This is a genomic window from Pseudomonas sp. Pseusp15 (assembly GCF_059492165.1).
Genome location: NZ_CP168523.1, coordinates 3,409,795 through 3,432,624, shown reverse-complemented (window position 1 = coordinate 3,432,624; position 22,830 = coordinate 3,409,795). Strand labels below are relative to the sequence as shown.

Sequence of the window (22,830 nt, the reverse complement as noted above, 5' to 3'; positions counted from 1 at the left end):
CCCACGGCGTTATCGTCCCCGGCAGCTTTGACTCAATGGATTGAGGTAACAGCGCCATGACTGCATCGATACACATCTGCAAGGCAACGTCTGCCGACGCCGGCATCATCAGCCGAATCGTCGAGCGCTCCATTCGCGTCGGCTGCGCGCTCGACCACCGTAACGACCCGCGAACCGTCGCCACCTGGACCCACAACAAAACCATCGAACACGTGCAGCCCTGGCTGAACGACCCGCGGTTGTACCTGAACATCGCCCTGTTGCATGACAAACCGGTCGGCGTCGCCATGGCGGCGATCAGTGGCAAGGTTGCGTTTTGTTACGTGCAACCGGAATGGTTTCGACGGGGCGCCGGACAAGCGTTGGTGCATGATCTGGAGACGTGGTTGATTGCTCAGGGTTTGCCCCAGGTACGTCTCAACAGCACGCGCACCGGCGAAGCGTTTTACCACCGCCTGGGTTACCGGGCTTGCGCTGAAGCTTTCACGGTGGCGGGGCTCCACGCCATTCCCATGCACAAGGCGCTGCCACCACCTTCATAGAAAGCTGATCGAGGGTCTAAATCCTCGAGCCCTTGATGCGTTTCCAGAACAGGAAAACCTGCAAGTGCGCCCCGTGAACGGAATGCGCACCTGCCCGGTGTGCAGTTTTGGTCACTATCAACAGGGGTCGAGAGATGTCAGTCGCTACCAGCCTTATCGAAGATCAGCCGGCCCGGATTGCCCCGACGCCTGCCGAGACGCTTTATCAGTTCAACGAATCGCCGCTGCTGGCCCGTCAGAGCCAACAGGAATCGAACGCCCGCAGCTACCCGCGACGCATACCCCTGGCACTCAAGCGTGCCAAGGGCATTTATGTCGAAGACGTCGAAGGCCGTTGTTTCATCGATTGCCTGGCCGGTGCCGGGACCCTGGCCCTGGGGCACAACCATCCGGTGGTGATCGAAGCGATCCAGCAAGTGCTGAGCGATGAACTGCCGCTGCACACCCTCGACCTGACCACGCCGGTCAAGGACCGGTTTGTCCAGGACCTGTTCGGCCTGCTGCCGCCGGCATTGGCCGCTGAAGCGAAGATTCAGTTCTGTGGCCCCACTGGCACCGATGCCGTGGAAGCCGCGCTGAAGCTGGTGCGTACCGCCACCGGGCGCAGCACCGTCTTGTCGTTCCAGGGCGGTTACCACGGCATGAGTCAGGGCGCGCTGAGCCTGATGGGCAGTCTGGGACCGAAAAAGCCGTTGGGTGCCTTGCTCGGCAATGGCGTGCAGTTCATGCCGTATCCCTACGATTACCGTTGCCCGTTCGGTCTCGGTGGTGTGCAGGGAGTGCAGGTCAACCTGAATTACCTGGAGAACCTGCTGAACGATCCAGAGGCTGGCGTGCAACTGCCGGCTGCGGTGATCGTCGAAGTGGTGCAGGGCGAGGGCGGGGTGATTCCGGCCGATCTCGACTGGCTGCGCGGTTTGCGGCGCATCACCGAGCAGGCCGGCGTGGCGCTGATCGTCGATGAGATTCAGAGCGGCTTTGCCCGCACCGGCAAGATGTTCGCCTTCGAGCACGCCGGAATCATTCCGGACGTGGTGGTGATGTCCAAGGCCATCGGCGGCAGCCTGCCGCTGGCAGTGGTGGTCTATCGCGAATGGCTCGACACCTGGCTGCCGGGTGCCCATGCCGGAACCTTCCGCGGTAATCAGATGGCCATGGCCGCAGGCTCTGCGGTGATGCGCTACCTGACCGAACACAAGGTTTGCGAGCACGCCGCCACCATGGGCGAGCGCTTGAGCGAACACCTGCACATCCTGCAGCGGGACTTCCCGCAGCTGGGCGACATTCGCGGACGTGGCTTGATGCTGGGTGTCGAATTGGTCGACCCGGCTGGTGCGCCGGACGCTCAAGGCCATCCACCGGTATTCGGTCGTCTGGCGTCGTTGGTGCAGCGCGAATGTCTCAAGCGTGGGTTAATCCTCGAGCTGGGCGGGCGTCATGGCGGTGTCGTGCGTTTCCTGCCGCCGTTGGTGATCACCGCTGCCGAAATCGATCGGGTGGCCGACATTTTCGGCAGGGCCATGGCCGCAGCCGTCGCCAGCCTCTAAATTTTTCAGCGCCTTTAACGTTCCTTCTACATAACGGCTGCGCGCGGTGTGCAGCCCACCCTATAGCGATGGAGAGACAGCATGACGTCAGTATTCGACCGCGAGGACATCCTCTTTCAGGTCGTGGTCAACCACGAAGAGCAATACTCGATCTGGCCCGACTACAAAGCCGTGCCACAAGGCTGGCGCACCGTGGGCAAGAGCGGCCTGAAAAAGGAATGCCTGGCCTACATCGAAGAGGTCTGGACTGACATGCGTCCACTGAGCCTGCGCCAGAAAATGGAAGAGCAGGCGGCCGTGGCTCACTGAGTCGCCGCGCAAAAAGAAACCCGCTGAACCGGTGACGGTCAGCGGGTTTTTCACGTTTGAAATCTCTGTTGTCTGCGCGGCTGCCATCGCGGGTTTAACCGACGTTATGCCCCGCTCAACCCCTTGATCACTTGATCCACATTCCCTTCCAGCTCGGCCACCGGATCCGCCGCATCGACACTCAACACCACCAACCGACTGCCTGACTGCGAGATCGCCGCTTTCACCGCCTCCGACGGCTGTCGATGATGCAACACCACCGCCACGTCATGGTCCTTGAGCGTCGCACTCAACTGCTTGAGCGCTTCAGGCGTCCACTCGGCATCTGGCCGTGCATCGAGGCCGATCAGCTCCAGGTTGAGGCCGCCGATCAGGTAGCCGAAATGATCGCTCAGGCTCATCACGCTCAGGTTATCGGCACTGGCCAGCCGCGCTTCGCTGTCGGCACTGAGCTTGAGCAGGCGCTGCTTGAGCGCTGCGAGATTGGCCTCGATGGTCGGTTTGGCCGCCGGCGCCAGGCGCACCAGGTCCGCCGCCATCACGTCTGCCATGCGCCCCATGTTGTTGCTGGAAAGCCACGGCTGGCTGTTCAACCCGTCGACCTTGCTGCCGGGCTGCACGGCGATGCCGGGAAGGGCGCCGTCCACCGGGCGGGCGGCGTCGACTTCGACGATACGAATATTGCTGCGCCGGGATATCGGGTACAGCGGATCATCCGCCCACAGGGAACGCAGACCAATCACGGCATCGGCGTCGGTCGCCAGCTTGGCCAGCGCCGGAGCGCCACGACCGGTGAAATAGGCGGTCTGTCGGCTGCCGGGCAGATTCTCTGGAGCGGCCCGTTCCAGTTTGATTTCGGTGCCTTTGAGCAACACTTCGCCCAGACCATAGGTGATCGGCAAGGACGCCAGCACGTGCAGCGGTTTGGCGCTGTCCGCCGCAGCGCAAGTATTGGCCAGACCGCACAGGGGCAATGTGAAGGTCAATGCCAGGGTCAGTTGACGCAGAGAAAAGCACATTTATCCGAGGTTCCCTTTCAGGCTGGGGAGGATGCCGCGAGCGATCGCGGCCAGGGCGAAGGAGATACCGGCCACCAGAATGATCGCGGCACCGGACGGGATGGGCAGGTCAAAGACAATCGGCGCGAGAATTCCGCACAAGGTGCTCACCGTGGCAATCAGCACCGAACACCAGAAAAAACCCTTCAACGACTGGCTGAGCAACCGCGCGGCCGCCGCTGGAATCACCAGCAGGGCGCCGACCAGAATCGCGCCGATGACTTTCACCGCTGCCACCGTGATCAGCGTCACCAGGATCACGAACAGGTAGTCCAGGGTTTTCACCGCCACGCCACGTACCGCCGCCAGTTGCGGGTTGAAACTGGCGAGCATGATGCGGTTGTACAGCGGCAGGGCCAGTGCCATGACCAGCGAGCCGACGATGGCCAACACCAGCAGGTCGTTGCCGTTGACCGTCAGTACCGAGCCGAACAGCACGTTTTCCAGAATGTGCACATTGATCTTGCCCGCCAGAATCAACAGCAGGCTCGCGCCCAGCGCCAACGACACCGACAGAAACACGCCGATCAATGTATCCGGCGCCAGACCCGTGCGGTTGCGCAGGTAGTTCAGCAAAATCCCGAACAGCAGGCAGTAACCGAACAGGCTGCCATAAGGCCCGGTGTAAGGTTCACCGAGCAGAATGCCGATGGCCACGCCAGTCAACGCCGCGTGACCCACCGCTTCGGAGAAAAATGCGAAGCGCTTGACCACCACCAGCGTGCCCAAACCGCCCAGCACCGGGCCGATCAGCAATCCAGCGAGCAGGGCGTTGACCACAAATCCATAGGCCAGCGCTTCCGGCAGGTAACCCGACGAGGCCCAACCCTGGACCATCAAACGAAAGGCTTCGTAGCTCATCAGGCAGCGCTCCGGGGATGGGTCGAGAACAAGGTCAGCAGTCGCTCCGGGGTCAGCGCCTGTTTCGGCGTGGCATCGAACAACACCCGGCGATTGAGCCCGGTGACCCGGTCCGCCAGACGCCCGACCGCTTCCAGATCATGCTCGATCCACAGCACGGTGATGCCGCTCTGGCGCCAACCGCCCAGCAGCCGTTCGAACACTTGAATGCCAGCCTCGTCGAGGGCCGACATCGGTTCGTCGAGCACCAGCAATTGCGGCGCCGGAATCAGCCCTTGGGCCAACAAAACCCGCTGGCGTTCGCCGCCGGACAACGCGCCCATGCGCCGTTTGCGTTTGTCCTGCATGCCGACCCGTTCCAGCGCCTCGCCAATGGCTGTTGCGTAATGCTTGCTCAAACCGAGGAACGCTGGACGTCGCTGACACATGGCCGCCATGAAGTCGTCGACGGTCATCGGCAAACCGCGATCAAACTCCAGCGCTTGCGGCACGTAGCCGATCGTCCCCGGTTCGTCGGGCCATTGCAGGCTCAAACGGCCCTGATGCGGCATCTGCCCGAGCAGGGTCTTGATCAGCGAACTCTTGCCGCCACCGTTGGGGCCGACCAGGGCATGCACGCTGCCGGGCCGGACCTGAAAAGTTACGTTGTCGAGGATGGTCGTGCGCCCCAGCGTCAGGCTGACTTCGGCGAAGTCGAGGGTCGGGCCGGCGCTTTGTACGGTCAGGGTTTCTTGAGCGGTCATGCGCCAGACTCCTGAATCGCCCGAACCACGGTATTGAGGTTGCCGGTCATTTCCTTTTCGTACTTGTCGGCGGTGTATTCGCCATAGGAAATGTGCGACAGCGGATACAGCTTCACCCCCGATTCGCGCTGGATGGTTTCGACGTAAGTGGACGGGAAATCCATCTCCGAGAAGATCACTTTCACGTCCAGCTCCCGCAGTTGATCGATGGTCTTTTTCAGTTGGCTGGGGCTGGGTTCGATGCCGTGGGCCGGCTCGACCACGGCAGTGACTTCCAGGCCGAACTCGCGCAGCAGATAGTCGTAGGCGGCATGGACCGTGGCCACGCGCAGCTCGGCGTTCGGCGCCTGGGTCAGTTTGGCCAGGGCATCGGCGCGCATCTGCCGCAGGCGCTTACCGTAGGCGCGGGCATTCTGGGTGTAGGTTTTAGCGTTGGCCGGGTCGAGCTTGCCCAACTCGCGGGCAATGTTGTTGACCTGGGCAATCGAAGCGCTGATCGACAAGAACGTGTGCGGGTTGACCACTTTACCGGCACCGCGAGCGGCGACACCGGTGGCGGCCAGCAGTGGCACGTTTTCGTTGGCTTCGATCACTTTGATATTCGGGGTTTCGCTGGCGGCGATCATGCGGTCGGCGAAGTCGTCATGGCCCACACCGTTGAGCACGATCACGTCGAGCCCGCTGATGCGTTTGATGTCCTCGGCGCGGGGCTCATAGGCGTGCGGGTTGAAACCGGCCGGGATCAACGGCACCACTTCGGCCTTGTCGCCGACGATATTGGCCACGTAGCTGTAATAAGGGTGCAGGGTGATGCCGATTCGCAGGCGCTTGGCTTCGTCGGCACTGGCCAGAGGCGTCAGCAAACAGGCAAGCAGGCCGACCAGCAGCAGGCGCAAAAAACGACGTTGAGATGAACTAGGCATGGGAAAGCGGTCTTCTCTCGGGTGAGGGCGAGGGTTCAGTGCCGATGCTGGCGGGTGACCCCGGCATCGAACTGCGCGACGATCTGCTGCCAGCCAGCGCTTTCCAGCGCGGCGTCAGTCAGATCAGCCGGGCGCGCGAGGGCTTTGCCGCGGTTGAGCCAGACGTCTGGCGCATCGTCGTCAGCAGTCAAACGCATCAGGAATGAGCCGGCCACGGTGGGTGCCTGGCTCTGGCCGAAGTACGCCTTGGCGTCCAGCAATTGCCAGGCATGACCGCCTCGACTGACAGAACTGGCGTCTTGGGCAAACGGCGCGAAACCTTCCTCGGCGAGGGTGGCGGGTGTGGGCAGCGCTTGCTGTTCCTCGCGCAACAGATGGATTTCATCCAGCGTGACCCGCAGGTCTGCGTAAATACCTTGCTCGGATGCGCTCAGGTCGCGGCGGGCATCCAGTTGATGGCTGCCGACGCTGCTCACTTCCCGGGACTCGCCGCGCCAGGCGACTACCGAGCCGGCCACCGCCAGGATCATCAGGCACAACAGCAACACATAGAGGGTTTCATGGCCGGCTCCGGCCGGGCGCACCACTTGGGTGGTTGGCGTGCTCATGCTCAGGGCGCCTCGATGTCGGCTTGGTCGATCTCGACCACGTGGCCGGGACCGGCGTCGAACAGCACGTAGAATTCAGCGCCGGGCTTCTTGAACGTCAGGGTCGAATCGGTGCCGAGCTTGCCTGGCACCAGAATGGTTTCATCGTAGCCGATCACATCCAGGGTCACGCCCGGCGCGCCGCTGCCGTCGGAGAAACCACCGGTGCAACGGATCTGTTCGGCGTCGATGGCCTTGCACTCGCACATCGGGTTGTGGGCCAGAGCGCTGGTGCTGAAGACGGTGCAGAGCACCAGTAAAACGGGGCGAAAAACGCTGGTCATGGTTTGCCTCCTTGTCTGTTCAGCCATGCGACGGTGGCCGGCGACGCCTGGCTCAGGGGGATGGAGGCTTGATGCATGGCGCCGTCCCAGCCTTCCATGGTGATCCACAGTTCAGCGTCGTTTTTGGTCTTTTCGGGTACCGGTAGCGCGGCGCCCATGTGGTAGGGCGTGCCAAAGAAAATCACCCCGGCGGCGCGCAGGCTGCGCGGTTTGCCAATGCGCAGGTAAGTCGCCTTGACCTGATCGCGACAGCTGTCGCAGAGCGCAGCATTGAAGGACTTCAAGTAGCCGGCAGGGCCATCGGATACCGGGGCAGCGTTGCGTAATTCAGCCAGGCGCAGGCTCCAGGGGCCGACCTGAACTTCTCCGACTTCACGCTCACCCAGGCCGGTGTCTCCGCGAAACAGCGCTGCGTCGGCGAAGTATTTGGGCATGAATCCCAGCGGCACCAGCAACAGCAGCACGTTGATGTGGAAACGCCATGTGTGCCAGAAGCGGCTTAGCGGCGAGCGTGGTTTTTCTGCTGCGACCTGGCTCATCGGCTGCCCTCCGTGGCTTCGCGGCTCATGGCCGGGGCCGGCTGGCCGGTCAGCGCAGCCCGTGGACGCTTGTTGCTGCGCTTGAGCGCATTGGCCGTGGCCAGGGCGGTGCGTTTGGTCCAGATCAACAGGCCGCTGAGGACCATCATGCTCAGGATCAGACCAAAGAAGAACCAGATCAGCTTGATCCAGATACCGCCGAAATCGCCGGTGTGCAGCGGACGCATGGATTCGGTCACCAGCTCCAGACCCGAACGATCCGACAGCAGGCGCGTGGTGGAAATGTCACCGGTGTAAGGGTTGACCTCGGCGCTCTGGTAGATCAACGGGTACCAACTGCGCCCGCTCACCAAAAGATGGCTATAGGCATTGGCGGGGAGGCTGACAGAGCTGTCTTCCAGGCCAGGAATGCGTTCCTTGGCCTCGCGGATCGCGCTTTCCAGGCTGATCATCGGCGCCGGTGCGCCATCGACGGTGAGCGGCACGCTCTCACGCGGGACGACGGGGGCGACCGGCGCGGTGGAAATCGAAATGTGGTTATCGGACAGGATCGCTTCAATCATGAACCAGGTGCTGGTGACGGAAATCACCGCAATGAACCAGATCGACCAGATGCCGCTGAGCCGGTGAAAGTCGCCCCAGAAAATCCGCGCGCCATGACGAATGCGCAGGGTCGGTCGCAAGAAGCCTTTCCAGAACCGTTTGTAGACCACGAGCCCCGTCACCAGTGAAACCAGCATCGGCAAGCCGAGGAACGACACCAGATACCAGCCCCAGCTGTAGCCGTTGGTGAATGGCACCAGCCACCAGCCATGCAGCGCGCGAGTGAAGGCCTGGAAGTTGAAGGGTGGAGCGGTGCCCTGAATCGCCCCGCTGTAGGGGTTCACATAGACCGTCACCGAGCGTCCGTCCGGGTAGCTGACCTTCACGTCCAGGGCGAAATGCGACTCGTCGGGACGGTTGATACTTTCGACCAGCGTTTGGGGCTCGGCCTTTTTGATGGCGGCGATGATCTGGTCATAGCTGAGCAGCGGCGCGTCGTCCGAAGGCGGGCTGGCGCGCATTTGCGGGTTGGCCAGCCAGACGATTTCCTGACTGACCACCGCCAATGTGCCGGTCACACAGACGATCAATACAAAGAACCAGATGGGCAGGGCCAGCCAGCTATGGACCAGAAACCAGAGTTTTGAGCGGGATTTCTTCGACATGATTAAAGGTCTTGTTTCGATGAGAGGACCTCTGCTGCGGGCTTCCCAGCGTTGAGGTCCATGAAAGGCCCGGTCGTGGCTTTTGCCTACGCGACCGGCTGCATCTAAATAAGACGTATGAGCATCGGAAATCCCGAAAGGGGATATGAAAGTAAATGTTTCGTGTTTCTGCGCTGTGTGGGAACAGCCAATATTGATGTTGAATGTGATGCCCCCATCGCGAGCCTGCTCGCGATGGGGGCTGATCACATACCGAAGCTATCAACCCTGCTTGAACATCTCCTTCGCCCGCTGTTCGATCTGTTCCTGCGTCAGATCCTCCTTGCGCGTGGCCAGAAACCACACATGCCCATAGGGATCCTTCAAGGTCCCCGTGCGGTCGCCATAAAACTGATCCTTGACCTCGGACACCACCGTGGCACCGGCATTGATGGCCTGTTTATAGGACTTGTCCACATCGTTCACATACAAATGCAGGCCCACGGACGGCGATTTGTCCGGGTTGCTCAAAGGCCCTTGGTCACAGGGTGTGCCCAGCATGATCGGGCTATCGCCGATACGCAGTTCGGCGTGCCCGATGCCGCCGTCGGGCATGGCCAGGCGCATGACTTCGGTGGCGCCAAAGGCTTTCTTGTAGAAGTCGATGGCTTCGGCAGCTTTTTGAATGCCCAGATAAGGGGTGATGCTGTGATAACCCTCTGGAATAGGTTTGACGCTCATGACGGTTCTCCCTTTATTGTTGTGGAGTTAAGGTGTTCCTTCGCCGTTTTCCGGTCGGATAACTATAGGTCAACCCCTTCGCCACAACTGAGTGCCCGACGAGTAGCCGCAGTCACGACAACGCGCCGCACTGCAATTTTGGTGCATCAGCGGTAAGAACCTGGATCGACAGGTTCTCTGTGGCGCGACGCTTGTTCACTGCCAGTTCACCAATTCCCGATACCCACTATCGAGAGCATTGATTTCTGCCCGTCGGGGCGCGTCGGTAGCCTGTGTTCATTGCCCCGAACCCAGCTATCCGGACTTTCGAAATGAAAACTCTACTCACCACTTTTCTGTTGCTCGCCGTTTCCGTCCTCGCCGGATGTGCCAGTCATGTTTCACCGGAACTACGCCCCTACACCGCTGAAGAAACCCGGGAACTGGCGCTGGAAGCCTTGAACCGTCGGGGCTTGTCCTTCGAGGAGTACCACGCGAAGAAAGCCGAATTGCTCGGCCAGCCGACCAAATCGATCAGTTTTGACAAGCAAGGCGAGATGAACGCCGAGCGCACAGTACAGATGCACGGTCGCCAAAGCTGAGCGACAACTGTACTGCTCTAACTTTCACGCAACTGTCCATGGGTTTCCCTCAAGGCGTGCGATAGGGTCAACACCTGACTGACTCTGATGGACTGCCCCCCATGCTCTCGCTCGACCTGCTGCTGGGCTTTGCCCTGTTCGCCCTTGTCACCTCGATCACCCCCGGCCCGAACAACACCATGTTGCTGGCCTCGGGCGTGAATTTCGGCTTTAGCCGCACCATCCCTCACATGCTGGGCATTACCTGTGGCTTCTTCGTGTTGGTGGTGGCCGTCGGTTTCGGCCTGGGCACGGTGTTTCAAACCTATCCACTGCTTTACACCGTGCTGCGTTATGTCGGCGCGGCGTATTTGCTGTACCTGGCCTGGAAGATTGCGCATTCCGGGCCGGTCGCCGAGGGGGAGCAGGGCGAGGGCAAGCCGATCAGTTATTTGGGCGCGGCGGCGTTTCAATGGGTCAACCCCAAGGCCTGGATCATGGCCATCGGTGCCATCAGCACCTACACGCCGATGCAGGGCTATTTCACCAATGTGATTGTGATTGCCGCGGTCTTCGCTCTGATCAACCTGCCGAGCGTCGGTGTGTGGGCCGGTTGTGGCACGCTGTTGCGCAATGTGCTGCGCGATCGCCGCTGGCTACGCCTGTTCAACTGGGGCATGGCCTCGTTGCTGGTGGCTTCCATGTATCCGTTGTTGCTTGAAAGTTTTAGCTGACGCATTGCTTCAACCGGTTGCCTGATGCCTGTTAAGCTCGACTTCAGGAGCGTTCCTACGCACTTTTAAATGAAGTTGTTCTTCTTTAACGGCCTCCGATCAGGTATTGCTATCGTTCTGCAAATTCGGCGCCGCTCATAAGGCGGCGCTTTGATATTTCCAGTGACGAGCTTCCTGATCCCGGAACACGCTCTGCGAGTCTTCTATGAATAAACGTCCGTTGTATTTCGACTACGCCGCCACCACGCCGGTGGATGAGCGGGTCATCAAGGTGATGGTCGAGTGTCTGGGTTTCACGGGTAACTTCGGCAATCCAGCGTCCAGCTCCCACGCCTTCGGTCAACAGGCCCGGCAATCGGTCGAGCACGCACGGCGCCAGGTCGCCGAACTGGTGGGCGCCCAGGCCGAGCAGATCGTCTGGACCTCCGGAGCCACCGAATCCAACAACCTGGCACTCAAGGGCGTTACCCAGGCCCGCGGTGTGTCCGGCGGCCATATCATCACCAGCCAGATTGAACACAAGGCAATTCTCGACACCGCCAAACAATTGCAGGATGCCGGCATTGCCGTGACGTATCTGGTGCCCGATGCCGAAGGCCTGATAACTCCGCAAGCAGTCAGCGAGGCGATGCGCGAAGACACCTTTCTGGTGTCGCTGATGCTGGTCAATAACGAACTGGGCACCGTCAACGACATCCCGGCCATCGGCCAGGTGGTGCGTGATCGCGATGCGTTGTTCCACGTTGACGCGGCTCAGGGCGCGGGCAAAGTAGCGATCGACCTGGCCCGGTGGCCGGTGGATCTGATGTCGTTCTCGGCGCATAAGGTCTACGGCCCCAAAGGCATCGGCGCGCTGTACGTCGGGCCTCGTGCGCAACAGCGCCTGCAGGCGCAGATCCACGGTGGCGGCCATGAGGGCGGGTTGCGTTCCGGTACTCTGGCGACGCACCAGATCGCAGCCATGGGCGCCGCTTTCGCACTGGCGGCCGCTTTGTTCGATGAAGAAAAAGCCACCATCGTGCGCCTGCGTGAACGCTTGCTCGATCAGCTGCTGAGCATTTCCGGTATTCGCGTCAATGGCAGTCCGACCCAACGCATTCCCCATACCCTGAGCCTGACCTTCAACGAAGGTGAGTTCAATTCCGCGGTGTTGAGCACCTCGATCGCGTTTTCCGCGACGTCGGCCTGCAACTCCGCCAGTAATGCGCCATCTCATGTGCTGCTGGCGCTGGGGCATGACGCGCGCTCGGCCAGTCGCACCATTCGCCTGAGCCTGGGGCGTTTCACCACCGAGCAAGATATCGACCAGGCTGCGCACCTGATCAAAACGGCCACCGCCAGTGCTCCGGCATTCTGGGCGACAGGTCCTTAAGCGCCGACTCTGATCGGCACCCAACAATAATGATGAAGTGGTTAGCAGGAGACACGATGAGTACGCAGCCTTCGATCAATGGATTGGTACCCCGGCGCCTGGCGCAAACCCGCGAGCTGATGAGCCGGGAGGGCATTCATGCTCTGTTGGTGCCGTCGGCCGACCCGCACCTGTCGGAATACCTGCCGGGCTATTGGCAGGGGCGGCAGTGGCTGTCGGGTTTCCATGGCTCGGTCGGCACGCTGATCGTCACACCGGATTTCGCCGGCGTCTGGGCCGACAGCCGCTATTGGGAACAAGCGAGCAAGGAACTCAAGGGCAGCGGTATCGAGCTGGTCAAGCTGCAACCGGGTCAACCCGGCCCGCTTGATTGGCTGGCCGAGCAAACGCCTGAAGGCGGTGTCGTCGCAGTCGATGGCGCGGTGATGGCCGTGGCGTCGGCGCGTACCCTGAGCTGCAAACTCCAAGAACGCGGCGCACGTCTGCGCACTGACATCGATTTGCTGAGCGAAGTCTGGAGTGATCGCCCGAGCTTGCCGAACGAGCCGATTTATCAACACTTACCGCCTCAGGCGACCGTCGGCCGTGGCGAAAAACTCGCCCAGCTGCGTGACGTGTTGAAAGAGCGCGGTGCCGACTGGCATTTCATCGCCACCCTCGATGACATCGCCTGGCTGTTCAACTTGCGCGGCGGCGATGTGTCGTTCAACCCGGTGTTTGTGTCCTTCGCGCTCATTAGCCAGCAACAGGCCACCTTGTTCGTCGCCCTGAGTAAAGTCAGCGCCGAGCTGCGTGCCATCCTTGAACAGGACGGCGTGACCCTGCGCGATTACAGCGAAGTGGCCGCCGCCTTGCGCGCCATACCAAGCGGCGCGAGCCTGCAAGTCGATCCGGCGCGGGTCACGGCAGGTCTGCTGGATAACTTGAACAGTGATGTGAAACTGGTCGAAGGCTTGAACCCGACCACCCTGGCCAAGTCACAAAAAAGCCTGGCCGATGCCGAACACATCCGTCGGGCCATGGAGCAGGATGGCGCGGCGCTGTGCGAATTCTTCGCCTGGCTGGAGGCAGCATGGGGGCGTGAGCGCATCACCGAACTGACCATCGACGAACACCTGACCGCGGCCCGCACCCGGCGTCCGGATTATGTGTCACTGAGCTTCAACACCATTGCTGCGTTTAACGCCAACGGTGCGATGCCGCATTACCACGCCACCGAAGAAGAGCACGCGGTCATCGAGGGTGACGGCCTGTTGCTGATCGACTCCGGCGGCCAATACTTGGGCGGCACTACCGACATTACGCGGATGGTGCCGGTGGGGACGCCGACTGACGAGCAGAAGCGCGATTGCACCCGCGTACTCAAAGGCGTGATTGCACTCTCCCGCGCGCAGTTCCCGCGGGGCATTCTGTCGCCGTTGCTGGACGCCATTGCCCGCGCACCGATCTGGGCCGAAAGTGTCGACTACGGTCATGGCACCGGTCACGGCGTCGGCTACTTCCTCAACGTTCACGAAGGCCCGCAAGTGATCGCCTATCAGGCGGCAGCCGCGCCGCAAACTGCAATGCAGCCAGGGATGATCACTTCCATCGAACCGGGCACCTACCGTCCGGGCCGCTGGGGCGTGCGGATCGAGAACCTGGTGTTGAACCGCGAGGCGGGCAAGAGCGAGTTCGGTGAATTCCTGAAGTTCGAAACCCTGACCCTGTGCCCGATCGACACCCGTTGCCTGGAACCGTCGCTGCTGACCGAAGACGAAAAGCAGTGGTTCAACGGCTACCATGCCGAAGTGCGCGAGCGCCTGAGCCCGTTGCTCGATGGCGCGGCCCTTGAGTGGTTGAACACCCGGACCGCGGCTATTTGATCGGCTTGAGTTCAGGCGCTGGAAACAGCGCCTGGCTCATGCCTGGCTATTGTGCCCGCAGGGCTTCAAGGACGAAGTCCAGCCGATCCTGGCCGAAGAACAGTTGATTCCCGACAAACATGCTCGGTGCGCCGAATACACCGCGTTGTACTGCTTCCTCGGTGTTTTTCTTGAGGGCGGCTTTGACGTTCTCATCGGCGGTCAGTGCCAGCACTTCATTCGGATCGAAACCGTTTTGCGTCAGCACGGCGGCAACGGTCGCGGGATCATCGAGGCTGCACCCTTCCACCCACAGGGCGTGAAACAGGCAATCGATAAACGCCTGAAAGCGTTCGGGATGACGTAATTGCATACCCGTGACCGCGCGCATCAACATCAGGGTATTGATGGGGAAGTGCGGGTTGAACTTCAGTGGTACACCGTAACGCTTGGCATAGCGGTCCAGGTCCTGAAACATGTAGCGACCCTTGGCCGGAATAGTCACCGGGGAGGCGTTGCCGGTGGCTTTGAAGACGCCGCCCAGCAGCATCGGTTTGTAGATCAGCTGACTATCGGTCTGCGCGCAGATTTTCGGCAGTTGGGTGTAGGCCAGGTAGGTGGCGGGGCTGCCGAGGTCGAAAAAGAACTCCACGGTTTTACTCATGTCGATGTGCTCTTCTTTTTGTCGTAGGGGAAGGCTTACCAGCGTTCGCTCCAGGGGCGCAGATCCAGCTCGAACGTCCAGGCGTCCCGTGGCTGGCTGTGTAAGTACCAATAGTTTTCGGCGATGTGCTCGGGATTGAGGATGCCGTCCTGATCCTTGGTCGCGTATTTTTCCGGAAATCTGTCGCGGATAAAGTCGGTGTCGATGGCACCATCGACCACCACATGGGCGACGTGGATGTTCATCGGCCCCAGTTCGCGGGCCATGCTTTGGGCCAGGGCGCGAATCCCGTGCTTGGCGCCGGCGAAGGCAGCAAAACCTGCGGCACCGCGCAAACCGGCGGTGGCCCCGGTGAACAGGATCGTGCCCCGTTGGCGGGTGACCATGCGCTTGGCCACTTCGCGAGCGTTGAGAAACCCTGAGAAACAGGCCATTTCCCAGATCTTGAAATACTTGCGAGCGGTTTCTTCGAGAATACTGCAGGGCACATTGGCGCCGATATTGAAGACGAACGCTTCGATGGGGCCGATCGCGGTTTCGATCTGCTCGACGAGCGCAATCACGTCCTCTTCTTTGCGCGCATCGCAGGCAAAACCATGAGCCTCGCCGCCGCTGATCGTGATGGCATCTACCAGTGGCTGAAGTTTGTCTGCGCTGCGACGTGTGACGCAGGCGACGTAGCCTTCTCGGGCAAAACGCTTGGCGATGGCGCCGCCGGTGGCATCGCCTGCGCCGACGACCAATACGATTTTCTTGCTATTGATAGCGGTGGTCATGGATGTCGCCCTTTGCTGAACGGTCAGTGACTGACGAACGTTAGCAGCATCCCGGGCGAGGCGCCTATCGGGCTACGCAAGCCCAATAGGGTTGGAGGATTACTTGCAGATGACGATCATGCTGCGGCTGGTATAGCCGGCCGGGTTAAGGCCAAACGGATAATCTCCGGGCTCTTCGACCGCATCCCCAGACTTGGCAATCACCTTGTAACCCTTGGGCGCGCACGAGTTGGCAGCGCTGGTGTAGCACTGGTCCCAGGAGGACGACAGCCCGGAACAGTTGATATGCAGCCCTTTCTTGCCGTGTTTGATCTGGGTTTTCGAGGTCGCCGCGCAGCCCGCAACTGCAAGCACGGCGATCAGTATCAAAATTCGTTTCATTGCTGTCCTTATTGAGGCCCCGGATCTTTGTGCCCGGGTCTGCCTGCATTCGCTTTTGCTTGAAGCGTTCTGATATCCCTATCTGAAAAAATCCATGTCTGACACTGAGTTACGTGGCCTAAACATGGCCTAAATGAGCGGTAAATACTAGACCCTCGTCAAATCTCGTATCAATCCGCCGCAACTGCGGGCTTGGCGGTGCTCCCCATGGTCATGGTTGCGCCGACGGACGCCAGAATGATGCACAGGATTGCCATCCACTGAGACAGGGAAAGGTATTCATGGAGGAACAACAGGCCGGACAGTGCACCGAACGCGGGCTCGATACTCATCAATGTGCCGAAGGTCCGGGCCGGCAGCCGTGTGAGGGCGACCATCTCCAGGGTGTAGGGCAGGGCAGTGGACAGAATCGCGACCCCGATGGCCACGGGAATCAGCGAGGGTGTCAGCAGCGCAGCACCAGCATGGACGATACCGATGGGGGCTACGAACAGTGCAGCAATCATCACGCCCAATGCGGCGGTCTGCACGCCATTGTCGGCACCGGCCTTCTGGCCGAACAGAATGTACAACGCCCAGCAGACACCGGCGCCAAGGGCATAACCTGCGCCAATCAGATCAATACCTGCGCTCGTGGCGCCAGTTGGAATCAACAGCAGTAAACCCACTGCCGCCAGAGCGATCCACAGAAAGTCGATCGCCCGACGTGAGGCATAAATAGCGACCGCTAATGGGCCGGTGAACTCCAGGGCTACCGCGATACCCAGAGGGACAGTGTTCAAGGACATATAGAAGAGGAAGTTCATGCCGCCCAGCGCCATCCCATAGACAATTACCGTGCGCAGGGATTTTGCGGTGAGCTTCGCTCGCCATGGGCGCAATAGCAGCAGCATGATCACGCTGGCGAAGATCAGCCGCAGGGTGGTGGTCCCTTGAGCGCCGATAACCGGGAACATGCTTTTGGCCAGGGAGGCTCCGGACTGGATCGATGCCATGGCTATCAAGAGCAGGCCTACCGAGAACAGGGTCGAGGCAAGGCTGCGGGGGTGGTCATTCATTGCGTGGCATCGTCCGAGGTGAGAAACGAGAGTAGTGTGTAATGTGTTGGGCAATATACTGCGCATTCGTTGCGGTTGCGTCTATATATAAGCAGGGATTTTGAACATCCTGATAGAAAAGCGTAATCAGGGGTTGACGGCAGATTCTGGACGTCTATAATTCGCCCCACTTCCGGCGCAGTCGAAACGGAAAACTCCTTGGTAAACAACGAGTTACGCAGTTTTCGACAGCGGTTACGCTTCAGTTCATCGAAGCCAGAAGGAGTTGGTAAGGCAGGGTATTGTCGCCTTATTGACGGTTCGATCTTCTCGGTCGAAAGCGGAGAAAAAGAGGTGTTGACAGCAGCGACTAACGCTGTAGAATTCGCCTCCCGCTAACGAGAGATCGGAAGCGCAAGTGGTTGAAGTTGCAAAGGAAACTTTGAAAGCTTCTGAAAATAACCGCTTGACAGCAACAGAGGCTGCTGTAGAATGCGCGCCTCGGTTGAGACGAAAGCTCTTAACCAACCGCTCTTTAACAACTGAATCAAGCAATTCGTGTGGGTGCTTGTGGAGTCAGACTGATAGTCAACAAGATTATCAGCATCACAAGTTACTCCGCGAGAAATCAAAGATGTAACCAACGATTGCTGAGCCAAGTTTAGGGTTTCTTAAAAACCCAAAGATGTTTGAACTGAAGAGTTTGATCATGGCTCAGATTGAACGCTGGCGGCAGGCCTAACACATGCAAGTCGAGCGGCAGCACGGGTACTTGTACCTGGTGGCGAGCGGCGGACGGGTGAGTAATGCCTAGGAATCTGCCTGGTAGTGGGGGATAACGTTCGGAAACGAACGCTAATACCGCATACGTCCTACGGGAGAAAGCAGGGGACCTTCGGGCCTTGCGCTATCAGATGAGCCTAGGTCGGATTAGCTAGTTGGTGAGGTAATGGCTCACCAAGGCGACGATCCGTAACTGGTCTGAGAGGATGATCAGTCACACTGGAACTGAGACACGGTCCAGACTCCTACGGGAGGCAGCAGTGGGGAATATTGGACAATGGGCGAAAGCCTGATCCAGCCATGCCGCGTGTGTGAAGAAGGTCTTCGGATTGTAAAGCACTTTAAGTTGGGAGGAAGGGCAGTTACCTAATACGTAATTGTTTTGACGTTACCGACAGAATAAGCACCGGCTAACTCTGTGCCAGCAGCCGCGGTAATACAGAGGGTGCAAGCGTTAATCGGAATTACTGGGCGTAAAGCGCGCGTAGGTGGTTCGTTAAGTTGGATGTGAAATCCCCGGGCTCAACCTGGGAGCTGCATTCAAAACTGTCGAGCTAGAGTATGGTAGAGGGTGGTGGAATTTCCTGTGTAGCGGTGAAATGCGTAGATATAGGAAGGAACACCAGTGGCGAAGGCGACCACCTGGACTGATACTGACACTGAGGTGCGAAAGCGTGGGGAGCAAACAGGATTAGATACCCTGGTAGTCCACGCCGTAAACGATGTCAACTAGCCGTTGGGAGCCTTGAGCTCTTAGTGGCGCAGCTAACGCATTAAGTTGACCGCCTGGGGAGTACGGCCGCAAGGTTAAAACTCAAATGAATTGACGGGGGCCCGCACAAGCGGTGGAGCATGTGGTTTAATTCGAAGCAACGCGAAGAACCTTACCAGGCCTTGACATCCAATGAACTTTCCAGAGATGGATTGGTGCCTTCGGGAACATTGAGACAGGTGCTGCATGGCTGTCGTCAGCTCGTGTCGTGAGATGTTGGGTTAAGTCCCGTAACGAGCGCAACCCTTGTCCTTAGTTACCAGCACGTAATGGTGGGCACTCTAAGGAGACTGCCGGTGACAAACCGGAGGAAGGTGGGGATGACGTCAAGTCATCATGGCCCTTACGGCCTGGGCTACACACGTGCTACAATGGTCGGTACAGAGGGTTGCCAAGCCGCGAGGTGGAGCTAATCCCACAAAACCGATCGTAGTCCGGATCGCAGTCTGCAACTCGACTGCGTGAAGTCGGAATCGCTAGTAATCGCGAATCAGAATGTCGCGGTGAATACGTTCCCGGGCCTTGTACACACCGCCCGTCACACCATGGGAGTGGGTTGCACCAGAAGTAGCTAGTCTAACCTTCGGGGGGACGGTTACCACGGTGTGATTCATGACTGGGGTGAAGTCGTAACAAGGTAGCCGTAGGGGAACCTGCGGCTGGATCACCTCCTTAATCGACGACATCAGCTGCTCCATAAGTTCCCACACGAATTGCTTGATTCATTGAAGAAGACGATATGAAGCAGCCTGTATCAGGTTGTAGCTGTGTTGGTTAGAGCGCACCCCATGCTGTGTGGTAAAGAGCAGGGTGAGGTCGGCCTTAGTAGCTCGAAATTGGGTCTGTAGCTCAGTTGGTTAGAGCGCACCCCTGATAAGGGTGAGGTCGGCAGTTCGAATCTGCCCAGACCCACCAATTTTGTGTTGGAATACCTGTAGAAATACGGGGCCATAGCTCAGCTGGGAGAGCGCCTGCCTTGCACGCAGGAGGTCAACGGTTCGATCCCGTTTGGCTCCACCACTACTGCTTCTGTTGTTGAAAGCTTAGAAATGAGCATTCCATCGTGATGATGGTGAATGTTGATTTCTAGTCTTTGGCTAGATCGTTCTTTAAAAATTTGGGTATGTGATAGAAAGATAGACTGAACGTTACTTTCACTGGTAACGGATCAGGCTAAGGTAAAATTTGTGAGTTGCTCTTAATTGAGCATGCGAATTTTCGGCGAATGTCGTCTTCACAGTATAACCAGATTGCTTGGGGTTATATGGTCAAGTGAAGAAGCGCATACGGTGGATGCCTTGGCAGTCAGAGGCGATGAAAGACGTGGTAGCCTGCGAAAAGCTTCGGGGAGTCGGCAAACAGACTTTGATCCGGAGATGTCTGAATGGGGGAACCCAGCCATCATAAGATGGTTATCTTGTACTGAATACATAGGTGCAAGAGGCGAACCAGGGGAACTGAAACATCTAAGTACCCTGAGGAAAAGAAATCAACCGAGATTCCCTTAGTAGTGGCGAGCGAACGGGGACTAGCCCTTAAGTTGATTTGAGATTAGCGGAACGCTCTGGAAAGTGCGGCCATAGTGGGTGATAGCCCTGTACGCGAAAATCTCTTGTCAATGAAATCGAGTAGGACGGAGCACGAGAAACTTTGTCTGAATATGGGGGGACCATCCTCCAAGGCTAAATACTACTGACTGACCGATAGTGAACTAGTACCGTGAGGGAAAGGCGAAAAGAACCCCGGAGAGGGGAGTGAAATAGATCCTGAAACCGTATGCGTACAAGCAGTGGGAGCCCACTTTGTTGGGTGACTGCGTACCTTTTGTATAATGGGTCAGCGACTTATTTTCAGTGGCGAGCTTAACCGAATAGGGGAGGCGTAGCGAAAGCGAGTCTTAATAGGGCGTCTAGTCGCTGGGAATAGACCCGAAACCGGGCGATCTATCCATGGGCAGGTTGAAGGTTAGGTAACACTGACTGGAGGACCGAACCGACTACCGTTGAAAAGTTAGCGGATGACCTGTGGATCGGAGTGAAAGGCTAATCAAGCTCGGAGATAGCTGGTTCTCCTCGAAAGCTATTTAGGTAGCGCCTCATGTATCACTGTAGGGGGTAGAGCACTGTTTCGGCTAGGGGGTCATCCCGACTTACCAAACCGATGCAAACTCCGAATACCTACAAGTGCCGAGCATGGGAGACACACGGCGGGTGCTAACGTCCGTCGTGAAAAGGGAAACAACCCAGACCGTCAGCTAAGGTCCCAAAGTTATGGTTAAGTGGGAAACGATGTGGGAAGGCTTAGACAGCTAGGAGGTTGGCTTAGAAGCAGCCACCCTTTAAAGAAAGCGTAATAGCTCACTAGTCGAGTCGGCCTGCGCGGAAGATGTAACGGGGCTCAAACCATACACCGAAGCTACGGGTATCACTTAGGTGATGCGGTAGAGGAGCGTTCTGTAAGCCTGTGAAGGTGAGTTGAGAAGCTTGCTGGAGGTATCAGAAGTGCGAATGCTGACATGAGTAACGACAATGGGTGTGAAAAACACCCACGCCGAAAGACCAAGGTTTCCTGCGCAACGTTAATCGACGCAGGGTTAGTCGGTCCCTAAGGCGAGGCTGAAAAGCGTAGTCGATGGAAAACAGGTTAATATTCCTGTACTTCTGGTTATTGCGATGGAGGGACGGAGAAGGCTAGGCCAGCTTGGCGTTGGTTGTCCAAGTTTAAGGTGGTAGGCTGGAATCTTAGGTAAATCCGGGATTCTAAGGCCGAGAGCTGATGACGAGTGTTCTTTTAGAACACGAAGTGGTTGATGCCATGCTTCCAAGAAAAGCTTCTAAGCTTCAGGTAACCAGGAACCGTACCCCAAACCGACACAGGTGGTTGGGTAGAGAATACCAAGGCGCTTGAGAGAACTCGGGTGAAGGAACTAGGCAAAATGGCACCGTAACTTCGGGAGAAGGTGCGCCGGTGAGGGTGAAGCATTTACTGCGTAAGCCCACGCCGGTCGAAGATACCAGGCCGCTGCGACTGTTTATTAAAAACACAGCACTCTGCAAACACGAAAGTGGACGTATAGGGTGTGACGCCTGCCCGGTGCCGGAAGGTTAATTGATGGGGTTAGCTAACGCGAAGCTCTTGATCGAAGCCCCGGTAAACGGCGGCCGTAACTATAACGGTCCTAAGGTAGCGAAATTCCTTGTCGGGTAAGTTCCGACCTGCACGAATGGCGTAACGATGGCGGCGCTGTCTCCACCCGAGACTCAGTGAAATTGAAATCGCTGTGAAGATGCAGTGTATCCGCGGCTAGACGGAAAGACCCCGTGAACCTTTACTATAGCTTTGCACTGGACTTTGAATTTGCTTGTGTAGGATAGGTGGGAGGCTTTGAAGCGTGGACGCCAGTTCGCGTGGAGCCATCCTTGAAATACCACCCTGGCAACTTTGAGGTTCTAACTCAGGTCCGTTATCCGGATCGAGGACAGTGTATGGTGGGTAGTTTGACTGGGGCGGTCTCCTCCTAAAGAGTAACGGAGGAGTACGAAGGTGCGCTCAGACCGGTCGGAAATCGGTCGTAGAGTATAAAGGCAAAAGCGCGCTTGACTGCGAGACAGACACGTCGAGCAGGTACGAAAGTAGGTCTTAGTGATCCGGTGGTTCTGTATGGAAGGGCCATCGCTCAACGGATAAAAGGTACTCCGGGGATAACAGGCTGATACCGCCCAAGAGTTCATATCGACGGCGGTGTTTGGCACCTCGATGTCGGCTCATCACATCCTGGGGCTGAAGCCGGTCCCAAGGGTATGGCTGTTCGCCATTTAAAGTGGTACGCGAGCTGGGTTTAGAACGTCGTGAGACAGTTCGGTCCCTATCTGCCGTGGACGTTTGAGATTTGAGAGGGGCTGCTCCTAGTACGAGAGGACCGGAGTGGACGAACCTCTGGTGTTCCGGTTGTCACGCCAGTGGCATTGCCGGGTAGCTATGTTCGGAATAGATAACCGCTGAAAGCATCTAAGCGGGAAACTAGCCTCAAGATGAGATCTCACTGGAGCCTTGAGCTCCCTGAAGGGCCGTCGAAGACTACGACGTTGATAGGTTGGGTGTGTAAGCGCTGTGAGGCGTTGAGCTAACCAATACTAATTGCCCGTGAGGCTTGACCATATAACACCCAAGCAATTTGCTGATCCGAAAGGACACCAGATTGCGGTGTGTGAAGACGCAATGAACCGAAAGTTCGCAAGCATTCACAAAAACCGCACAAACTATCGCATACCCAATTTGCTGAAGCGTCGAAAGACGGTTCGGTACCCGAATTTCTTGACGACCATAGAGCATTGGAACCACCTGATCCCATCCCGAACTCAGAAGTGAAACGATGCATCGCCGATGGTAGTGTGGGGTTTCCCCATGTGAGAGTAGGTCATCGTCAAGATTAAATTCCGAAACCCCTATCTGCGTATGCAGGTAGGGGTTTTGTTTTGCCCGTAGGAAAGTGCTTTGGCAACAGAGGGCTAGCGGATGGCCATCCC

The 22,830-nt window shown here is 58.3% G+C and carries 20 protein-coding genes, 2 tRNA genes and 3 rRNA genes; 12 read left to right on the top strand and 13 right to left on the bottom strand.

Annotated features, from left to right (window positions below):
• The first annotated feature begins 56 nt into the window (after nucleotides 1-56).
• From ACEN8R_RS15575 to ACEN8R_RS15565, 3 genes are all read left to right on the top strand, one after another.
• Nucleotides 57-542 carry a GNAT family N-acetyltransferase gene (locus ACEN8R_RS15575; protein WP_495624191.1) on the top strand — a complete coding sequence of 162 codons (486 nt, stop codon included), beginning with the start codon at nucleotides 57-59 and terminating at the stop codon, nucleotides 540-542.
• A 134-nt stretch (nucleotides 543-676) separates the two neighbouring features.
• Nucleotides 677-2,089 carry an aspartate aminotransferase family protein gene (locus ACEN8R_RS15570; protein WP_111454986.1) on the top strand — a complete coding sequence of 471 codons (1,413 nt, stop codon included), beginning with the start codon at nucleotides 677-679 and terminating at the stop codon, nucleotides 2,087-2,089.
• A gap of 81 nt (nucleotides 2,090-2,170) precedes the next feature.
• Nucleotides 2,171-2,398 carry an MbtH family protein gene (locus ACEN8R_RS15565; protein WP_007934245.1) on the top strand — a complete coding sequence of 76 codons (228 nt, stop codon included), beginning with the start codon at nucleotides 2,171-2,173 and terminating at the stop codon, nucleotides 2,396-2,398.
• Between the two features lie 104 nt (nucleotides 2,399-2,502).
• On the opposite strand, the gene ACEN8R_RS15560 is transcribed toward ACEN8R_RS15565, so the two are convergent.
• From ACEN8R_RS15560 to ACEN8R_RS15520, 9 genes are all read right to left on the bottom strand, one after another.
• Entirely contained in the window at nucleotides 2,503-3,417 is a 915-nt protein-coding gene (locus ACEN8R_RS15560) for a metal ABC transporter substrate-binding protein (RefSeq protein ID WP_495624190.1), read from the bottom strand.
• Complete coding sequence (locus ACEN8R_RS15555) at nucleotides 3,418-4,317, bottom strand: metal ABC transporter permease (protein WP_495624189.1); 900 nt, start codon at nucleotides 4,315-4,317, stop codon at nucleotides 3,418-3,420.
• Nucleotides 4,317-5,060 (bottom strand): metal ABC transporter ATP-binding protein, encoded by a 744-nt coding sequence (locus tag ACEN8R_RS15550; RefSeq protein ID WP_495624188.1) that lies wholly within the window; start codon nucleotides 5,058-5,060, stop codon nucleotides 4,317-4,319. The genes ACEN8R_RS15555 and ACEN8R_RS15550 overlap by 1 nt, the downstream gene beginning before the upstream one ends.
• Nucleotides 5,057-5,983, bottom strand: a complete 927-nt coding sequence (locus ACEN8R_RS15545; protein ID WP_019582483.1) for a metal ABC transporter substrate-binding protein — start codon at nucleotides 5,981-5,983, stop codon at nucleotides 5,057-5,059. Before ACEN8R_RS15545 ends, ACEN8R_RS15550 begins: the two co-directional genes overlap by 4 nt.
• Before the next feature lie 35 nt (nucleotides 5,984-6,018).
• The gene (locus tag ACEN8R_RS15540) at nucleotides 6,019-6,591 is read right to left on the bottom strand and encodes a DUF6162 family protein (protein ID WP_018929966.1); all 573 of its coding nucleotides are present in this window, start codon (nucleotides 6,589-6,591) and stop codon (nucleotides 6,019-6,021) included.
• Nucleotides 6,592-6,593: 2 nt separating this feature from the next.
• On the bottom strand, nucleotides 6,594-6,914 hold the full coding sequence (locus ACEN8R_RS15535) for a hypothetical protein (RefSeq protein WP_111454979.1): 321 nt from the start codon (nucleotides 6,912-6,914) through the stop codon (nucleotides 6,594-6,596).
• The gene (locus ACEN8R_RS15530) at nucleotides 6,911-7,453 is read right to left on the bottom strand and encodes a PA2404 family protein (protein ID WP_064616800.1); all 543 of its coding nucleotides are present in this window, start codon (nucleotides 7,451-7,453) and stop codon (nucleotides 6,911-6,913) included. Before ACEN8R_RS15530 ends, ACEN8R_RS15535 begins: the two co-directional genes overlap by 4 nt.
• Nucleotides 7,450-8,661 carry a PepSY-associated TM helix domain-containing protein gene (locus tag ACEN8R_RS15525; protein ID WP_495624187.1) on the bottom strand — a complete coding sequence of 404 codons (1,212 nt, stop codon included), beginning with the start codon at nucleotides 8,659-8,661 and terminating at the stop codon, nucleotides 7,450-7,452. Before ACEN8R_RS15525 ends, ACEN8R_RS15530 begins: the two co-directional genes overlap by 4 nt.
• 261 nt (nucleotides 8,662-8,922) lie before the next feature.
• Complete coding sequence (locus tag ACEN8R_RS15520; RefSeq protein WP_018929962.1) at nucleotides 8,923-9,381, bottom strand: VOC family protein; 459 nt, start codon at nucleotides 9,379-9,381, stop codon at nucleotides 8,923-8,925.
• A gap of 311 nt (nucleotides 9,382-9,692) precedes the next feature.
• Here ACEN8R_RS15520 and ACEN8R_RS15515 point away from each other — a divergent pair, with 311 nt between their 5' ends.
• The 4 genes from ACEN8R_RS15515 (at nucleotide 9,693) to ACEN8R_RS15500 (ending at nucleotide 13,912) form a co-directional block, all read left to right on the top strand.
• Entirely contained in the window at nucleotides 9,693-9,962 is a 270-nt protein-coding gene (locus ACEN8R_RS15515; RefSeq protein WP_018929961.1) for a hypothetical protein, read from the top strand.
• Nucleotides 9,963-10,063: 101 nt separating this feature from the next.
• The gene (locus ACEN8R_RS15510; RefSeq protein WP_018929960.1) at nucleotides 10,064-10,675 is read left to right on the top strand and encodes a LysE family translocator; all 612 of its coding nucleotides are present in this window, start codon (nucleotides 10,064-10,066) and stop codon (nucleotides 10,673-10,675) included.
• A gap of 205 nt (nucleotides 10,676-10,880) precedes the next feature.
• Nucleotides 10,881-12,047: a cysteine desulfurase family protein gene (locus ACEN8R_RS15505; protein WP_086944687.1), complete on the top strand. Its 1,167-nt coding sequence runs from the start codon at nucleotides 10,881-10,883 to the stop codon at nucleotides 12,045-12,047.
• Between the two features lie 56 nt (nucleotides 12,048-12,103).
• Nucleotides 12,104-13,912 (top strand): aminopeptidase P family protein, encoded by a 1,809-nt coding sequence (locus ACEN8R_RS15500; RefSeq protein ID WP_230139292.1) that lies wholly within the window; start codon nucleotides 12,104-12,106, stop codon nucleotides 13,910-13,912.
• Nucleotides 13,913-13,958: 46 nt separating this feature from the next.
• Here the strand turns inward: ACEN8R_RS15500 and ACEN8R_RS15495 are convergent, their stop codons facing one another.
• The 4 genes from ACEN8R_RS15495 to rhtA all read right to left on the bottom strand — a co-directional run bounded on the left by ACEN8R_RS15495 (nucleotide 13,959) and on the right by rhtA (nucleotide 16,770).
• Complete coding sequence (locus ACEN8R_RS15495) at nucleotides 13,959-14,555, bottom strand: 2-hydroxychromene-2-carboxylate isomerase (RefSeq protein WP_495624186.1); 597 nt, start codon at nucleotides 14,553-14,555, stop codon at nucleotides 13,959-13,961.
• A gap of 35 nt (nucleotides 14,556-14,590) precedes the next feature.
• Complete coding sequence (locus ACEN8R_RS15490) at nucleotides 14,591-15,331, bottom strand: SDR family oxidoreductase (RefSeq protein ID WP_018929956.1); 741 nt, start codon at nucleotides 15,329-15,331, stop codon at nucleotides 14,591-14,593.
• Nucleotides 15,332-15,430: 99 nt separating this feature from the next.
• Nucleotides 15,431-15,712, bottom strand: a complete 282-nt coding sequence (locus tag ACEN8R_RS15485) for a hypothetical protein (protein WP_018929955.1) — start codon at nucleotides 15,710-15,712, stop codon at nucleotides 15,431-15,433.
• Between the two features lie 170 nt (nucleotides 15,713-15,882).
• Nucleotides 15,883-16,770, bottom strand: coding sequence for a threonine/homoserine exporter RhtA (gene rhtA, locus ACEN8R_RS15480; RefSeq protein ID WP_018929954.1), 888 nt, complete (start codon nucleotides 16,768-16,770; stop codon nucleotides 15,883-15,885).
• 670 nt (nucleotides 16,771-17,440) lie between these two features.
• Between rhtA and ACEN8R_RS15475 the strand changes: the two genes are divergently transcribed.
• From ACEN8R_RS15475 to rrf, 5 genes are all read left to right on the top strand, one after another.
• Nucleotides 17,441-18,979 (top strand): 16S ribosomal RNA (locus ACEN8R_RS15475).
• Between the two features lie 163 nt (nucleotides 18,980-19,142).
• Nucleotides 19,143-19,219 (top strand) — tRNA-Ile (locus tag ACEN8R_RS15470).
• Between the two features lie 29 nt (nucleotides 19,220-19,248).
• A tRNA-Ala gene (locus tag ACEN8R_RS15465) sits at nucleotides 19,249-19,324 on the top strand.
• Between the two features lie 246 nt (nucleotides 19,325-19,570).
• Nucleotides 19,571-22,462 (top strand): 23S ribosomal RNA (locus ACEN8R_RS15460).
• A 155-nt stretch (nucleotides 22,463-22,617) separates the two neighbouring features.
• Nucleotides 22,618-22,733, top strand: a 5S ribosomal RNA gene (gene rrf, locus ACEN8R_RS15455).
• The 16S, 23S and 5S rRNA genes sit together here with 2 tRNA genes alongside, the layout of an rRNA operon.
• Nucleotides 22,734-22,830 lie beyond the last annotated feature (97 nt).

What these genes read in the sequence shown, in the direction of transcription:
- ACEN8R_RS15525 (WP_495624187.1), bottom strand. Translation starts at nt 8,661, where the DNA reads ATGTCGAAGAAATCCCGCTCAAAACTCTGGTTTCTGGTCCATAGCTGG.
- ACEN8R_RS15555 (WP_495624189.1), bottom strand. Translation starts at nt 4,317, where the DNA reads ATGAGCTACGAAGCCTTTCGTTTGATGGTCCAGGGTTGGGCCTCGTCG.
- ACEN8R_RS15540 (WP_018929966.1), bottom strand. Translation starts at nt 6,591, where the DNA reads ATGAGCACGCCAACCACCCAAGTGGTGCGCCCGGCCGGAGCCGGCCAT.
- ACEN8R_RS15565 (WP_007934245.1), top strand. Translation starts at nt 2,171, where the DNA reads ATGACGTCAGTATTCGACCGCGAGGACATCCTCTTTCAGGTCGTGGTC.
- ACEN8R_RS15515 (WP_018929961.1), top strand. Translation starts at nt 9,693, where the DNA reads ATGAAAACTCTACTCACCACTTTTCTGTTGCTCGCCGTTTCCGTCCTC.
- ACEN8R_RS15535 (WP_111454979.1), bottom strand. Translation starts at nt 6,914, where the DNA reads ATGACCAGCGTTTTTCGCCCCGTTTTACTGGTGCTCTGCACCGTCTTC.
- rhtA (WP_018929954.1), bottom strand. Translation starts at nt 16,770, where the DNA reads ATGAATGACCACCCCCGCAGCCTTGCCTCGACCCTGTTCTCGGTAGGC.
- ACEN8R_RS15510 (WP_018929960.1), top strand. Translation starts at nt 10,064, where the DNA reads ATGCTCTCGCTCGACCTGCTGCTGGGCTTTGCCCTGTTCGCCCTTGTC.
- ACEN8R_RS15500 (WP_230139292.1), top strand. Translation starts at nt 12,104, where the DNA reads ATGAGTACGCAGCCTTCGATCAATGGATTGGTACCCCGGCGCCTGGCG.
- ACEN8R_RS15520 (WP_018929962.1), bottom strand. Translation starts at nt 9,381, where the DNA reads ATGAGCGTCAAACCTATTCCAGAGGGTTATCACAGCATCACCCCTTAT.
- ACEN8R_RS15575 (WP_495624191.1), top strand. Translation starts at nt 57, where the DNA reads ATGACTGCATCGATACACATCTGCAAGGCAACGTCTGCCGACGCCGGC.
- ACEN8R_RS15550 (WP_495624188.1), bottom strand. Translation starts at nt 5,060, where the DNA reads ATGACCGCTCAAGAAACCCTGACCGTACAAAGCGCCGGCCCGACCCTC.
- ACEN8R_RS15530 (WP_064616800.1), bottom strand. Translation starts at nt 7,453, where the DNA reads ATGAGCCAGGTCGCAGCAGAAAAACCACGCTCGCCGCTAAGCCGCTTC.
- ACEN8R_RS15490 (WP_018929956.1), bottom strand. Translation starts at nt 15,331, where the DNA reads ATGACCACCGCTATCAATAGCAAGAAAATCGTATTGGTCGTCGGCGCA.
- ACEN8R_RS15545 (WP_019582483.1), bottom strand. Translation starts at nt 5,983, where the DNA reads ATGCCTAGTTCATCTCAACGTCGTTTTTTGCGCCTGCTGCTGGTCGGC.
- ACEN8R_RS15495 (WP_495624186.1), bottom strand. Translation starts at nt 14,555, where the DNA reads ATGAGTAAAACCGTGGAGTTCTTTTTCGACCTCGGCAGCCCCGCCACC.
- ACEN8R_RS15505 (WP_086944687.1), top strand. Translation starts at nt 10,881, where the DNA reads ATGAATAAACGTCCGTTGTATTTCGACTACGCCGCCACCACGCCGGTG.
- ACEN8R_RS15485 (WP_018929955.1), bottom strand. Translation starts at nt 15,712, where the DNA reads ATGAAACGAATTTTGATACTGATCGCCGTGCTTGCAGTTGCGGGCTGC.
- ACEN8R_RS15560 (WP_495624190.1), bottom strand. Translation starts at nt 3,417, where the DNA reads ATGTGCTTTTCTCTGCGTCAACTGACCCTGGCATTGACCTTCACATTG.
- ACEN8R_RS15570 (WP_111454986.1), top strand. Translation starts at nt 677, where the DNA reads ATGTCAGTCGCTACCAGCCTTATCGAAGATCAGCCGGCCCGGATTGCC.